The organism is Peribacillus sp. FSL M8-0224 (assembly GCF_038003055.1).
GTDB lineage: Bacteria > Bacillota > Bacilli > Bacillales > DSM-1321 > Peribacillus > Peribacillus frigoritolerans.
In genome coordinates this window covers 4,276,422-4,290,909 of the sequence record NZ_JBBOOJ010000001.1, presented here as the reverse complement: position 1 = coordinate 4,290,909, position 14,488 = coordinate 4,276,422, and the positions used below count along the sequence as shown (strand labels likewise).

Sequence of the window (14,488 nt, the reverse complement as noted above, 5' to 3'; positions counted from 1 at the left end):
GTTGGTTTCTTTATACTATGGATAACGACAAATAAAAGGAAGTGCAATTGAAATATGACCTTGCAAAATACGAAATCCTTGAAAAAACAAATTGCTCCTTTTGAACAATCAACGACAAAGCAAAGTATATGGCAGATCATCAATACCCTGGGGCCGTTCATCATTCTATGGTACCTAGCATATATAAGTCTTTCCGTTTCTTATTGGTTAGCCTTAATCCCAGCTGTGTTTGCTGCAGGATTCTTGACGAGAATATTCATCATTTTTCATGATTGTACGCATCATTCATTTTTCAAAGACCGCCGTGCGAATAGAATAGTCGGTACGATCATGGGTGTTTTGACTTTATTCCCGTTTGATCAATGGGGACATGAGCATTCTGTGCATCACGCAACAAGCGGTAATTTGGATAAGCGGGGTACAGGTGATATTTGGACCCTTACGGTAGATGAGTATTTGGCTGCACCGTTTAAACTTCGTTTTGCTTATCGTTTTTATCGTAATCCATTGGTCATGTTTGGTTTGGGGCCGATTTATGTTTTCCTTCTTAAAAATAGATTTAACCGTAAAGGTGCTAGAAAGAAGGAAAAAAATAATACGTATTTGACGAATGTATTAATCGTCGTTTTTGCGGTATTGCTTTGCCTGGCAGTAGGCTGGCAGTCTTTCCTTCTGGTACAAGGATCCATTTTCATGATTTCTGGTTCAATCGGCATTTGGCTGTTTTACGTCCAGCACACATTTGAGGACTCTTATTTTGAAGAAAATGAAGAGTGGGAATATGTATTGGCAGCAGTGGAGGGAAGTTCTTTTTATAAGCTTCCAAAACTGATGCAGTTCCTTACTGGTAATATCGGTTACCATCATGTTCATCATTTAAGTCCAAGGGTGCCTAACTATAAATTGGAAATGGCGCATAATAATACGCAGCCTTTAGAGAACGTTCCGACGATCACTCTTGCAACAAGCTTGCGCTCACTCCGTTTCCGTTTATGGGATGAGGAATCCAAGAATTTCGTCAGTTTCAAGGACATAAAATATTTAACGAAAAAAAGTGTTCCCACTCAAGTGAAATCTGAACTGTAACGTTCATGTATCATTCCAGACTCCCTTAATAATCCTCGGATTTGGGGAGTCTTTGCTTCATATAAGGAACTCGATAAAGGAGAGAACTTAAAAATGATTCGAATTGTCATTGCAGAGAATCAGCAAATGCTATTAGAGGCAATAAGTTCTCTACTCAATCTTGAAGAAGATATAGAAATTGTCGGGCAAGCCAGTAACGGAGAAGAAGCGATGGCTCTTGTACACCAATTAGGGCCTGATGTGTGTATCATGGATATGGAGATGCCTGTAATGAACGGACTTGAGGCAGCAGAAGCATTAAGGTCATTTGAATGCAAGGTGGTCATTTTAACGACATTTCGAAGGACTGGTTATTTTCAACTCGCATTAAAGGCGGATGTAAGTGGTTATTTATTGAAGGATAACCCGGGTGATGAGTTAGCCTGCTCGATTCGCTGCATAATGGATGGCAAGCGAATATACTCCCCAGAGCTTATTGATGGGCCTTCCAGCCATAATGGCCGGGAAATGGGAGTGTTAGGGCTGTTAGCCGATGGTCCATCCAATATTGAGCCGTCCAATCAAAGCGGCACAATTGGGACAGTAAGAAAATATTTTTCGAACATCAAGGATAAAATGAAGTTACCGGCTGGTTAGGATTTGTTTCTTAAATTCTGTTGACACGTTTTTTTAAATTGTGTACGATGGATTAAATTATAATATTGAAAATTCTGTGATGAAGAGAGTAGTTCATTTTGAAATGGAAAGCGAGTTAGGGATGGTGGGAGCCTAATGCAGGTCGGATGAATGAAGCGCACTTTGGAGAAATTTCTTGAAACGTTCAGTAGGGAATATCGGGGAGTCACCTCGTTAACAATGGAAAGTGGCCGCAATTTGTGGCAACTAGAGTGGTACCACGGGAATTCATGCTCTCGTCTCTTATTTAGAGGCGGGGGCTTTTTTGTTTAGGAGGGAAAATGTCGATGAATAAACCAATTGCAGAATTGATTTCAACTGCTTTGAACAATGAAATGCCAGCAAGTGAAATAGAAAAATTAATGGAAAAGCCGAAAATGATGGAGTTAGGTGATGTCGCCTTTCCGTGCTTTACTCTTGCGAAAAAATTCAAAAAATCGCCTCAGGTGATTGCGTCGGAAATAGCCCAACAATTAAACAGTACGTTGATTCAAGAAGTGAACGTAGTGGGAGGTTATCTGAATATCTTCGTCAATCAACAGATGGTGACGGAAAATGTGCTGCAAACGATATTAAAGGAAAAGGATTTGTATGGTTCGATGCAGACTGGAAAGGGAAATGTCGTGATTGATTATTCCTCCCCGAATATTGCCAAGCCTTTTTCCATGGGGCACTTACGCTCTACGGTCATAGGGAATGCACTGGCCAACATTGCCGAAAAAAATGGCTACAATGCCGTGCGTATCAATCATTTAGGAGATTGGGGCACGCAATTCGGTAAGTTGATTGTCGCGTATAAGCTGTGGGGGGACAAAGAGGCAATCGAGGCTTCGCCGATTCAGGAATTATTGAAAATCTATGTGAAGTTCCATGAAAGAGCAGAAACCGATGAATCATTGAATGACCAAGCACGCGCAAGCTTCAAGTCGCTTGAAGACGGGGACGAGGAAGCACTGGCATTGTGGAAATGGTTCAGGGATGCGTCTTTAAAAGAATTCGAGACGATTTATGATTTATTGGGCATCCGTTTTGATTCCTATGCCGGCGAAGCATTTTACAATGATAAAATGGATGCGGTTGTCGGGGAACTAAAAGAAAAAGGCCTGCTTGCCCTTTCAGAAGGTGCCTATGTTGTGCAATTGGAAGATATGCCGCCGTGTTTGATTACGAAAACCGATGGTGCGACACTTTATGCCACACGTGATTTAGCTGCAGCCATGTATCGTAAAAAACAGTATGAGGCAAAGAAAACATTTTATGTGGTCGGAAATGAACAATCCCTGCACTTCAAACAACTCTTTAACGTCATTGAAAAAATGGGGTATGAGTGGTCAAAAGACTTACAGCACGTAGCATTTGGCATGATGCTAAAAGACGGTAAGAAAATGTCGACCCGTAAAGGGAAAGTCGTGCTGCTTGCGGATGTATTGGCAGAGGCGATCGAAACTGCGAAGCGCAATATTGAAGAAAAAAATCAAGCGCTTGAACAGAAAGAACTGGTTGCAAGACAAGTCGGTGTTGGAGCGGTAATCTTTAATGATTTAAAAAATAACCGCATGAACGATATTGATTTTTCATTAGAGCAAATGATGAATTTTGAGGGAGAAACGGGCCCATATGTACAGTACACATATGCGCGAATTTCCTCCTTGCTTGAAAAAGGTGATTTTAAAGAGCAGGACATCCAATATGACGCTTTAGGCGAATATGCGTGGCCAGTCATCCAGCTGCTGGAGCAATACCCGATCATTGTCCAAAAATCATTTGAACAAGCCGATCCATCACAAATCGCGAAATTCAGCTTGCATGTATCGCGTGCATTCAATAAGTATTATGCACATTCGAAAATCCTAGTGGAAGATGAATGGAAACAAATGAAGCTCTCATTCGCTTTTTCCGTTGCGATCGTATTGAAGGATGCGCTAAGTTTATTGGGAATTTCAGCGCCGAATAAAATGTAATGCATGTCTCTAAAAGGAGCCATTTTGATCTTTTCAAAATGGCTCCATAATTTATCAGATAAATCCTGGCATGAACGTAAGCTCTTTTATTTTAGAAGAAAGGTATCTGTCATGGGCTGTCCTTTTTTCTCCCATGTAATATGCAACTTGTACACATGCTCTTTTTTTGGAGGATCTCCCAAATAAAAATCCGTTGATAATGGATTTAATTTTGTAATAGAGCCATCTTCACTTTTTCCTTCTGTAAATCCCTTATGTTCCACTACTATTTTTCCATTATCAGTAAAGCTTACTTCTTTTATCTTGACCTTGCCACCAGACTTTTGTTGAACATGTCCAATCCATCCGCCAACTGTTTCATCAGAGTTTTTTTTATAATTTGCTTTCCACATACCATTATCAGATGTGCCTCCAATTGCAATACTGGAATAATACATATAACCTCCGATAGCAACACCCATACATATACCTACAACAAGTAACCATTTTGAATATTTATTTTTCATCAAAAAAAGCCTTCCCCTCTCTGTAACTGTTTATATTATACAATTTTGTAAATGTATTTTAATATGGGGAAATGAAGGAGGCCGGCTGTCAGCTTGGCATTTGAGGTTGGCGTCGATCCATGCGGCTATCCATTTTCAGCGGAAGAAAAAGAATTTGAATAAAATGGATTGACATTCATTGGTAATGTGTTAATATTTATAAAAATGGAACCGGTTCCAAAATTCGCGAATGGATGAATGTAATGGTTAAACAAGAAAACGCAAAGGTTACAATTTACGATGTTGCTAGAGAAGCAGGTGTTTCAAAGACCTCTGTTTCCCGGTATTTAGGGGGGAGATTTGATGAACTCTCTGACAAAACCCGTAAGAAAATCGAGCTGGCGATCAACAAAATGGAGTACCGCCCAAACACGATGGCAAGAGGGCTCAAAAGCAATAAGAGTTATTTGATTGGAATCATCGTGGCGGACATCAACAATCCATATACGACGGCGATCCTTCGGGGGGCTGAGGATATATGCAGCCAGAATGGATATAATCTGATGATTTGCAATTCGGATAATAACCCCGAGAAGGAAAGAGGCTATTTTGATATGCTTTTATCCCATCGCATCGACGGGCTTATCATTCATACGACTGGCGGTAATCACGATATGCTAAAACAGATGCAAGAGCAAAAGACCCCGGTCATCCTTTTGGATCGGAAGGTGCCGAATCTTGAAATCGATACGGTAGGATTGGATAATTTTCAGGCTACTTCACAAGCGGTCAATTATTTGGTCGGCCAAAATTATGAACGAATTGCATTTTTCAGTGAACCTGCCAGCAATGTCAGTACCAGGCATGAGCGGCGGCTATCCTTTCAGCAAACGTTGATGAGCCACAGTCATCCGAGTTCAGAAGATGTTTATGAGGTCAATGTCGATGATTTAAAAGATGTCGAGTCCAAGCTCCAGCATTTTTTAGATGACTCTAAAGGCGTATCAAGAGCTATATTGACGGCAAATAGTGTCGTGCTATTAAAATTAATTTTACTTTTACAAGAAAAGAAACTGTCGGTCCCGGAAGATTTAGCAATGATGGGATTTGATAATCCGGATTGGAGCACCATCGTTTATTCGGGGATTACAACGATTGAACAGCCCACATACCAAATCGGGGTCGCTGCTATGGAAATGATCCTGCGCCGCATTGATGGACAGGCTTCCCCAGCGCAGACAATGGCGTATCAAGCGAAATTGAATATAAGGGAAACGACTCCATTTATACAAAAATCATAAGTCTTCTAAACTTGAAGACTTTATTAACTCCCAAAATGGTACCGATACCATTTCGGGGTCAGGAGGATTAATATGAAAGTATTTGTATGCATGAATTCAATACCGGCCGAAAGGCTTCAAGCGCTCGGACATCTTGAAATCATAAAACTCGTAGCAGCCGCTGGAGCTGATGGAATCGAAATCAGAAAGGAATTGTTGACGCCGGATGATTCTCTGGAAGAATTGGGTGCCTTATGCAGGGAGCTTAACTTGGACATTTATTATTCCGCTCCTGATTTCCTGATCGGATCAAACCATCAAATGAATGAAATAGGTTTTAAATGCTTGGCAAGGGAAGCGGGTGAACTGGGAGCGGAATTGCTGAAGATGCCTCTAGGAAACTACGATTTCTTTGAAACGGATATGTTTCGAATAAAAGAGGTCTTGGTGGAAAATCTGCAAAATCGTGAATTGAAAATCACCATCGAGAACGATCAGACGCTTGGCGGTGGAAATGTAAACCGGATCGCTCATTTCCTGAGTTGCTCCGAAAAGTTGGACATCCCGATTAGATTGACATTTGATACGGGCAATTGGCTGTATACAGAAGAAGATCCAATGGAAGCTGCGAAAGGTTTAGCGGGATATGTGGACTATATTCATTTGAAGCAAGTGAAGCGCGAGAAAGAGGGTTGGGTGACTGAGCCGGTATCGATGCCGCTGCTGCCTGAGGTAATGGAGTTATTGGAAAAGTTTAATGGCGCTTGTCCGGTAGCGATTGAGTTCCCGGTAACATTGGAAAATGCAGCGACTTATATTTCTCTTATGAAAATGGAACAGGAGGTCAGCCATGAAGGAGCTTAAAGTACTGACGATGGGAGAGGCAATGGCGATGTTCATTGCTGAGGATTCGGGCAGCCTCGATGATTGCATGCGTTATAAGCGTTATGTGGCAGGGGCCGAAACCAATGTGGCAATCGGCCTGTCAAGGTTAGGGATTAAGACTGCATGGATGAGCAAGGTGGGCGATGATTCGTTCGGGCGCATGATTATGAAAACGCTCACAAATGAGGGGGTGGATGTCTCCAATGTTTTGATGGATCCACTCCATCCAACTGGGTTCCAGTTAAAATCCAAAGTCGAACAAGGAGATCCGGTCGTTGAATACTTTAGGAAGAATTCAAGCGCCAGCAAGATTTCTCTGGAGGACTTTCCCTTGGAGAAACTCCCTTCAACACAGCACCTGCATTTAACGGGGATACCTCCTGCCATTTCCGGCAGTTTCAGAGAGCTGTCATGGCAAGTCTTGAAGCATCTGAAACAAAAGGGTGTAACCGTTTCATTCGATCCAAATCTGCGTCCATCACTCTGGCCGAATGAAAGGGAGATGATAAGCATCGTCAATATGTTTGCGGAAGAGGCGGATTGGCTGCTTCCCGGAATACAGGAAGGTGAACTTCTTACAGGATACAGCAACAAGGAGGATATCGCCAGTTACTACCTCGAACTCGGTGTTAAGCTTGTGGTGATTAAACTCGGGGAAGAAGGGGCCTACTTTGCAACCCAAAATGAAAGGAAGGAGGTACCGGGTTTTACCGTAACGGAAGTCGTGGATACCGTAGGGGCAGGAGACGGGTTTGCTGTCGGGGTAATCAGCGCTTTACTGGAAGGGGCATCGAATGAAGAAGCAGTTTTACGCGGAAATGCGATAGGGGCCAAGGCCGTGATGTCTTCCGGAGATCACGATGGCCTTCCTAATATGGAAGAGCTAGAACACTTTATGAAAAAAGGAGTGCTTCAATCATGTCTCAATTACAAGTAGCTTCGAGAAAAAGGTGGATGAGATTGATCCCCTTAGTGTTCATCACATACAGTCTCGCCTATCTCGACCGTGCCAACTATGGGTTTGGCGTAGCGGGAGGAATGGGGGAAGACCTTAATATCACAGCGGGGGTATCCTCCTTTCTGGCCGCGCTGTTTTTCCTTGGTTATTTCTTCTTTCAAGTTCCAGGTGCACATTACGCAGAAAAGAAAAGTGCCAAAATCCTGATTTTTTGGAGCTTGATTCTCTGGGGAGGACTGGCGACATTGACGGGGATGGCGACAAGTGTGGCATGGCTCTATCCGATTCGCTTCTTGCTTGGTGTTGTTGAAAGCGCTGTTATGCCCGCGATGCTCGTTTTTCTAAGCCACTGGTTTCTAAAAGAAGAACGCTCCCGGGCCAACACCTTTTTGATTCTGGGGAATCCAGTTACTGTATTGTGGATGTCGATCCTTTCCGGTTACCTATTGAAGGCATTCGACTGGAGATGGCTGTTCATCATTGAAGGACTTCCGGCTGTCCTGTGGGCGTTTATCTGGTATAAGCTCGTCAATGACCGTCCCAAAGATGCCAAGTGGCTTACAGAACAGGAAAAGCAAGAAATGGAAGCGACCCTCCAGAAAGAACAGGCTGCATTAAAACCTGTGAAAAATTATAGGGAAGCTTTTAAGTCAAAGCAGGTCATCGTGCTCAGTATCCAGTACTTCATGTGGAGCATCGGGGTTTATGGGTTCGTCATGTGGCTGCCGTCCATTATTAAACAAGCGTCGAGCATGGATATCGTGGCAACGGGCTGGCTTTCATCCGGACCTTATTTGTTAGCGGTCATTTCGATGCTGGCACTATCCTATTTTTCGGATAAAACATTAAATCGAAAAACGTTCGTTTGGACATCGCTGCTTGTGGGGGCAATCGCATTCTTCGGTTCCTTCATGCTAGGCACATCGAATTTCTGGCTTTCATATGCCCTGTTGGTTATTGCAGGCGGTGCGATGTATGCACCGTATGGACCGTTCTTTGCCATCATTCCTGAAATCCTCCCAAGGAATGTGGCTGGCGGGGCAATGGCCCTGATTAATAGTATGGGGGCGCTTGGCTCATTTGTAGGTGCCTATTTCGTCGGATATTTAAACGGATTGACCGGCGGGCCCGGAGCATCCTATATTTTCATGGCGGGATCTTTATTGATTTCAGCGTTACTCACATTGATGGTTAAAAAGCCTGCGGTTACGTCAGTCAAGCAAATGGAGGCGGTTTCGTCATGAAAATTCAGCTGGCGTTGGATCGCATGAATATGGAGGAAGCCATTGAAATGGCACGAAGCGTGGAAGCCTCGATTGATTGGATTGAGGTGGGGACTTCCCTGATTAAAGAGTTCGGAGTGAATAGCATCAAAGAAATGAAAAATCACTTTCCGGATAAAAAAATCGTTGCCGACATGAAGACGATGGACAATGCGGCTTATGAAATGGATCTTTGCTTTCAAAGCGGGGCTGATGTAGCTACGGTAATGGGGGCTGCTTCAGATGTAACCATCCAAAAATGCCTGGAAAAAGCGAGTGAATACAAGGGGCAGATCATGATTGATTTATTGAATGTATCCGATACCCGGCTTGAGCAATTACGGATTTACAGGCAGGCGATATTCTGTGAGCATGTAAGCAAGGACAGCCAGGAAAATTCGGGTCATGCCATGATCAATATGAGAAATCATGCTGGGTCCTTGAGGGCTGCAGCAGGAGGGATCACTCTTTCGTCCTTGCCTGTAATGATCAGGAAGGGGCTGGATGTCATCATCGTTGGCTCGGCGATTACAAAAGCAAAGGATCCAGCAGAAGCTGCCCGTCTATTTAAGGAAACGGTGAATGGGAAGAAAGGTGTGAAGGAAGTTTGAATAAGGAAGTTGGGGTTATTTTAGAAGAAATGAACGGTGTATTTCACAAAATGGACGGAGGGGTAACGGTTACGCTCCTAAAAAATTTACGGACTGACACCAGGATCTTCATCGTGGGTGAAGGCAGATCGGGCTTCATGGCCAAAGCCTTTGCGATGAGATTGATGCACCTTGGCCTAAACGTCTATGCAGTCGGGGAAACGATTACTCCTTCTATTTCGAAAGGCGATCTGATCATAGCCATTAGCGGGAGCGGCTCGACCAAAAGTGTGATATCAGTTGCGGCAAAAGGCAGGGAAGTGGGATGCAAGGTGTTTTCGATCACGACGAATGACCAATCGGAATTAGCGAATGTCTCTCATGAGGTCTTGGTCATACCGGCAGCAACGAAAAATCGCTTGGAACATGAAACGAAAAGCGTCCAGCCGTTAAGTTCTTTGTTTGATCAATGTGTACATGTTTTATGTGATGCAGTATGCTTGGACTATTCATTAACCGAGTCCATTAGCCACGAGCTTACTTATTCCAAACATAGTAATGTAGAGTGAAATATGGCGGAACCCCTTCAGCGGGTGCCCGCCTTTTTTGATATGAAAAATGCCCTTACTCCCAAACGGGAATAAAGGGCATGCACCGTGAACATGTCACGGTGATAATGAATTAATAAGCCAGGCTGAATAGGGCTTTTATGTGTGATAGGTAGCGAACATTACTTGCTTCTTTCATCAATGTAGCAGGCAGACCTTTAAGGGACGTGTTATTGGCCCCAACGGTTGCCACCGCATCCTTACGGCCAAGGCTCGCAAGTGTACCTGAGTTTACAGGTGAGAATTCTTCAAGTTTCTTGCCTTCAAAGGCTGCATATAGGTTGTATCCAACAAGCTCACCCATTTGCCAAGCATTTTGTGCAGTAGGAGCATATGGACGGCCGCCTTCTGGAGGGAACGCAACGGCACTGTCGCCGACAACGAATACGTCATTATGGGATTTGGATTGCAAATACTCATTGACGGTTGCTTTGCCGCGATCCACTTCAAGGCCTGATTCGCCTACGATAGGAAGAGCCGCAACTCCGCCTGTCCAAACAAGCGTATTGGCCGTTATCGTTTGTCCGTCTTTCAATTCGATTTGATTTCCTTTAACACCCGTTACAGGCAGACCTGTCAAGAATTCAACGCCGCGTGCTTCCAAGCTTGTCATGGCACGTTCGATTAAGTGATCAGGCAGGACCGGAAGGATTTTTGGACCAGCTTCCACAAGCTTGATTTTCAAGTCCTTGAAGTCCACTCCGAACTTTTTGGCGATTTTAGGGAAATGATCCACGATTTCACCGATTAACTCAACGCCCGTCAATCCGCCGCCGCCGATCACGATGGTTGCGTCCGCTTCATTATTCGTTTGAGAATATTCGCGGATGCGATCTTCGATATGTTTGTAAATCTTGTTTGCATCATTTACGGATTTCAAGACCATGCTGTTTTCTTCAAGTCCCGGAATGCCGAAGAATCCTGTTTGGCTTCCCAAAGCAACAACCAGGGCATCATAAGATAATGTGGAACCATTGGCAAGTTTCACTTCTTTATTATCAACCGAGAATGACTCCACTTTGGAAATGACAAGGTCGATATCTTTTCCTTTGAAAAGCTTTTCCAAAGGAATGGAAACGGCTTGTTCAGAAATGGATCCGCCTGCAAGACGGTGCAATTCGGTGATGATTTGGTGCGTTGGAAATTGGTTCACCACTGTAACCTGCACTTCATCTTTATTGTAATATTCACGTACGGATAAGGCAGATAGTAATCCTGCGTAACCTGCACCTAAGATGACGATTTGTTTTGACATAGTTAATCCCCCGTCCTTACTGATTGAAAGTTTATCAAATTATTTTTGGTTTTTACGTTCTGAAGAGACTTCAAGAAAAGCTTGGGCGAAACGGAAAAGCTTTTGTGCTTCCGGATCTTTCATCATCCTTAACAGACCAAAAAGACCGATCACATCATTATTCGCTTCTGCACGATCCTTAGCTTCGATGGCATTTGCCGCAAGCCCTTTCACTGAATGGACCACAGGTGTCGCGATCTCCGAAATGGCGCTGACCGTATCATTTTTCAACACATCATCAGTCGCAACCGATTGAGCGAAATCATAAGACTTTGTTAAAATATTCACTAACTCAGTTAGTTTTGGTAACTGCTCGACTAAAGTGTTCAATGATTCCTGAACCTCAGGCTTTAATAATTGGTCCAGTACATCTAATTGTTTTTGGCGGGCATTAAGTTGTTCAGTTTGTGATTGGGTAATCGTTTCTGACATATCCAATTCTCCTTTGCAATAAGCATTTTGTTGATGTAATAAGAAAAACTTGTAAAATATTACACAATGTGAGACAAGAAAAAATACTAACAAAAATGTAATAAAAGCTAAACTATAGTATATCCCTTTAGTGGCTTGAAAACAGCTGATTTTTTAAAAAAGATTCATAAAATCATCTTTTCCTGCTTATTTGAAGTACAGATTTTAACGAAAATTACCTGTTTTTTCCTGAAGTGCACTTTAAGAGGGTGTCTGCCATCGACGCCTTTCATACATATTTCCATCTTGATTTGCCATCCTAAATGATGGAGGTGAATAAATGTGACTGATTCAGAATCTAAACTTACAGAAGAGAATAATGATAAGAAGCTTCATAAACTGGTTGGCAGTATGGAATATACTAAAGCGCAACTAATGGAAGGTATGAATGGAATTTCTGAAGTTTACCTCAAAAACAGCGAGGAAGGCACATCGGAAACACCTGATAAATAATATTGTTGTGTAAGCATAGCCAAACAGTTATGCTTACTTATTTTTGTAATAAATCGACTCTTCATTCTCAAAGTGTAGTTGTTTAAATATTCTAAAAATACTCTTGACTTTATCATGAATTGACGTAAGATAAGGTATATAGCCATGGTGTAAACAGGTAGTTTTCTACTCTGCCATCGCCTAAAATGGACTCGGTGACTTAAAAAGATGAATCTATAAATAACTGTCGAATCTAATAGACTTCGCTGTCAATTATTTCTTATTGATATGACTGGTTTTTTTTATTTCATCATTCACCTTGTCCCGTTTTTGGCCTGAGAAAATCCAGCGGCTGGCTGCTACTCATTCACACAGTTGTATTTAGCCATGCAAATGGCGCGAGAGAATGTCAAAAGGTAAAAAGTATCTTAAATCTTGTAGCAGGGGTGGGAATTATATGATAGGTACGAAGCAAACTAGGCTCGCAATTGATGTAGGCGGAACATTTACGGATGTTTTCGTTTTTGATGAAAGCACGAAGGAAATTTCGATCACGAAAACGTCGTCGACTCCTCTGAATCCAGAGGTCGGTATTTTGGATGGAATTGCGAAAGCGGAAATCGATTGTGAAAATATTAAAGTTTTTTCCCATGGGACAACAGTGGGCACCAATGCCTTGATTGAAAGGAAGTTGCCAAAGACAGCATTGATCACATCCGCTGGATTTCGGGATGTATCGGAAATCCGCCGAGGAACCAAGCTTGAGTTATGGGATACATATGATGATGTAGCCAAACCGTATATTCAAAGAAGAGACCGTTTTGAAGTGGAAGAGCGCATCGATTTTGCAGGGAATGTCTTGACGGAAATCAATGAAGAGGAAGTACGGTCACTGGCAAGGAAATTAAAACGACGCGGTACCGAATCCATTGCGGTTTGCTTCATGAACTCGTATGTAAATGGAAGCAATGAGGCGAAAGTGAAACGAATCATCCAGGAGGAATTCCCGGATGTCTATATATGCATTTCAAGTGAAGTCCTTCCTGAGATTTTTGAGCATGAGCGCATGAGTACGACGATCGTCAATGCCGTTTTAGGACCGACTGTCAGCAACTATATTAAAACCCTTGAAGGTGAAATGAATAAACGGGGATATGAAGATGACATATTAGTGCTTCACTCAGGCGGAGGGGTGATGACATCCCAAACCGTTCCTCGTTATGCGGCAAGGCTTGCAAGCTCCGGAATCGCTGCAGGTGCGATTGCCAGTAAACATATCGCCCAGCTTTGCGGCTTTAATAATGCCATTGGTCTGGATATGGGAGGAACGAGCACCGATATTTCCTTGATGCATGAAGGGGATTTAAGGATTACTAAAGATTGGTATATCGAGTATGGATATCCGATTGGGTTCCCAAGTATCGAGATCTTGACGATAGGAGCAGGAGGCGGCAGCTTAGCTTGGGTGGATGAAGGCGGTTCTTTACGCAATGGCCCTCAAAGTGCAGGCGCGGTTCCTGGACCTGCATGCTATAGCAGGGGCGGCGTAGAACCGACCAATTCCGATGCCAATATTGTTTTGGGACGACTTGGCACAAAGCTATTGGATGGACAAATGGAACTGGATAAACAAAAAGCGATTGAAGCCGTGGATAAGATCGCCAAGAAATTCAATTATACGATTGAAGAAGCGGCGAATGCTATCACACGTGTGGCCAATGCCAATATGTGTGATGCGTTAAGGCTGATTTCAGTCAGAAGGGGATACGACCCCCGCGACTTTGCACTTGTGGCTTTCGGTGGGGCTGGACCCTTGCATGGGGCATACTTGGCCAAGGAAATGGAAATCCCAACAGTCATCATCCCGCCGCATCCCGGTGTAGCCGCGGCAATGGGATGCCTGCTGGTAGATGTTCGTCATGATATATCCAAAACCTATGTAAAAAACGTCAAGGATGTATCGGTAAAGGATTTAGAGAAAGAATTCATCGGAATGGAAAAAGAGGCCGCTAAATTATTGCAGGAAGAAGGGGTCGCTAAAGAAGCTTCCACATTGATGCGCTATATTGACATGAGGTATATGGGACAGTGGCGTTCATTGGCGATAGAAGTGGATTGCCCGATTTCTTCATTGGAAGAGACCCTTGACCGTTTCCATCAAGAGCATGAGCGCGAATTTTCATTCTCCGATAAAGAACAGACCGTGGAAATCTACGGGCTGCTCGTTACCGCTATCGGAACTGTGCCAAAACCTGAATTTCCGACTTATGAACCTGGGGGGACACTTGCTGATGCCTTGAAGGAAACGCGTGATGTCTATTTTGAAGAGGAAGGGTATGTGAATACGAACGTCTATAACCGGGAACTCATTCCGGCCTTCTCTGAAATAACGGGACCTGCCATTGTAGATCAGCTTGATACAACGACTGTCATTCCACCAAATTTCACGGCTAAAGTTGATAAATACAGAAACTTGATTCTTTCCCAAAATAAATAAAAAG

14 protein-coding genes and 1 other annotated feature are annotated in these 14,488 nt (G+C 43.2%); of the genes, 11 read left to right on the top strand and 3 right to left on the bottom strand.

All coding sequences use genetic code 11. The features are described 5' to 3' along the window. Positions 1-54: 54 nt before the first annotated feature. The 3 genes from MKX49_RS20625 (at position 55) to argS (ending at position 3,722) form a co-directional block, all read left to right on the top strand. Entirely contained in the window at positions 55-1,086 is a 1,032-nt protein-coding gene (locus MKX49_RS20625) for a fatty acid desaturase (protein ID WP_340877580.1), read from the top strand. Between the two features lie 93 nt (positions 1,087-1,179). Continuing rightward, positions 1,180-1,722 (top strand): response regulator transcription factor, encoded by a 543-nt coding sequence (locus MKX49_RS20620; protein WP_340877579.1) that lies wholly within the window; start codon positions 1,180-1,182, stop codon positions 1,720-1,722. A 67-nt stretch (positions 1,723-1,789) separates the two neighbouring features. Beyond that, positions 1,790-2,008: a binding site (T-box leader), on the top strand. A 40-nt stretch (positions 2,009-2,048) separates the two neighbouring features. Continuing rightward, positions 2,049-3,722: an arginine--tRNA ligase gene (gene argS / locus MKX49_RS20615; RefSeq protein ID WP_340877578.1), complete on the top strand. Its 1,674-nt coding sequence runs from the start codon at positions 2,049-2,051 to the stop codon at positions 3,720-3,722. 86 nt (positions 3,723-3,808) lie between these two features. Here the strand turns inward: argS and MKX49_RS20610 are convergent, their stop codons facing one another. Beyond that, positions 3,809-4,231, bottom strand: coding sequence for a hypothetical protein (locus tag MKX49_RS20610; RefSeq protein WP_340877577.1), 423 nt, complete (start codon positions 4,229-4,231; stop codon positions 3,809-3,811). Between the two features lie 239 nt (positions 4,232-4,470). Here MKX49_RS20610 and MKX49_RS20605 point away from each other — a divergent pair, with 239 nt between their 5' ends. The 6 genes from MKX49_RS20605 to hxlB all read left to right on the top strand — a co-directional run bounded on the left by MKX49_RS20605 (position 4,471) and on the right by hxlB (position 9,751). Beyond that, positions 4,471-5,508 (top strand): LacI family DNA-binding transcriptional regulator, encoded by a 1,038-nt coding sequence (locus MKX49_RS20605; RefSeq protein ID WP_340877575.1) that lies wholly within the window; start codon positions 4,471-4,473, stop codon positions 5,506-5,508. A 72-nt stretch (positions 5,509-5,580) separates the two neighbouring features. Beyond that, positions 5,581-6,351, top strand: a complete 771-nt coding sequence (locus tag MKX49_RS20600) for a sugar phosphate isomerase/epimerase family protein (protein ID WP_340877574.1) — start codon at positions 5,581-5,583, stop codon at positions 6,349-6,351. Further along, positions 6,338-7,309 (top strand): sugar kinase, encoded by a 972-nt coding sequence (locus MKX49_RS20595; protein WP_340877571.1) that lies wholly within the window; start codon positions 6,338-6,340, stop codon positions 7,307-7,309. Before MKX49_RS20600 ends, MKX49_RS20595 begins: the two co-directional genes overlap by 14 nt. Beyond that, on the top strand, positions 7,291-8,574 hold the full coding sequence (locus MKX49_RS20590; protein WP_340877570.1) for an MFS transporter: 1,284 nt from the start codon (positions 7,291-7,293) through the stop codon (positions 8,572-8,574). The genes MKX49_RS20595 and MKX49_RS20590 overlap by 19 nt, the downstream gene beginning before the upstream one ends. Further along, positions 8,571-9,203, top strand: a complete 633-nt coding sequence (gene hxlA, locus MKX49_RS20585; RefSeq protein ID WP_340877569.1) for a 3-hexulose-6-phosphate synthase — start codon at positions 8,571-8,573, stop codon at positions 9,201-9,203. The genes MKX49_RS20590 and hxlA overlap by 4 nt, the downstream gene beginning before the upstream one ends. Continuing rightward, entirely contained in the window at positions 9,200-9,751 is a 552-nt protein-coding gene (gene hxlB, locus MKX49_RS20580; protein WP_340877567.1) for a 6-phospho-3-hexuloisomerase, read from the top strand. The genes hxlA and hxlB overlap by 4 nt, the downstream gene beginning before the upstream one ends. A gap of 112 nt (positions 9,752-9,863) precedes the next feature. Here hxlB and MKX49_RS20575 read toward each other — a convergent pair whose 3' ends face one another. Beyond that, positions 9,864-11,045 carry an NAD(P)/FAD-dependent oxidoreductase gene (locus MKX49_RS20575; protein WP_063594794.1) on the bottom strand — a complete coding sequence of 394 codons (1,182 nt, stop codon included), beginning with the start codon at positions 11,043-11,045 and terminating at the stop codon, positions 9,864-9,866. A 39-nt stretch (positions 11,046-11,084) separates the two neighbouring features. Then, complete coding sequence (locus MKX49_RS20570; protein WP_268589899.1) at positions 11,085-11,516, bottom strand: DUF1641 domain-containing protein; 432 nt, start codon at positions 11,514-11,516, stop codon at positions 11,085-11,087. Positions 11,517-11,837: 321 nt separating this feature from the next. Between MKX49_RS20570 and MKX49_RS20565 the strand changes: the two genes are divergently transcribed. Next, entirely contained in the window at positions 11,838-12,008 is a 171-nt protein-coding gene (locus MKX49_RS20565; protein WP_153246157.1) for a hypothetical protein, read from the top strand. A 436-nt stretch (positions 12,009-12,444) separates the two neighbouring features. Continuing rightward, positions 12,445-14,484: a hydantoinase/oxoprolinase family protein gene (locus MKX49_RS20560; protein WP_340877566.1), complete on the top strand. Its 2,040-nt coding sequence runs from the start codon at positions 12,445-12,447 to the stop codon at positions 14,482-14,484. Positions 14,485-14,488: the final 4 nt, after the last annotated feature.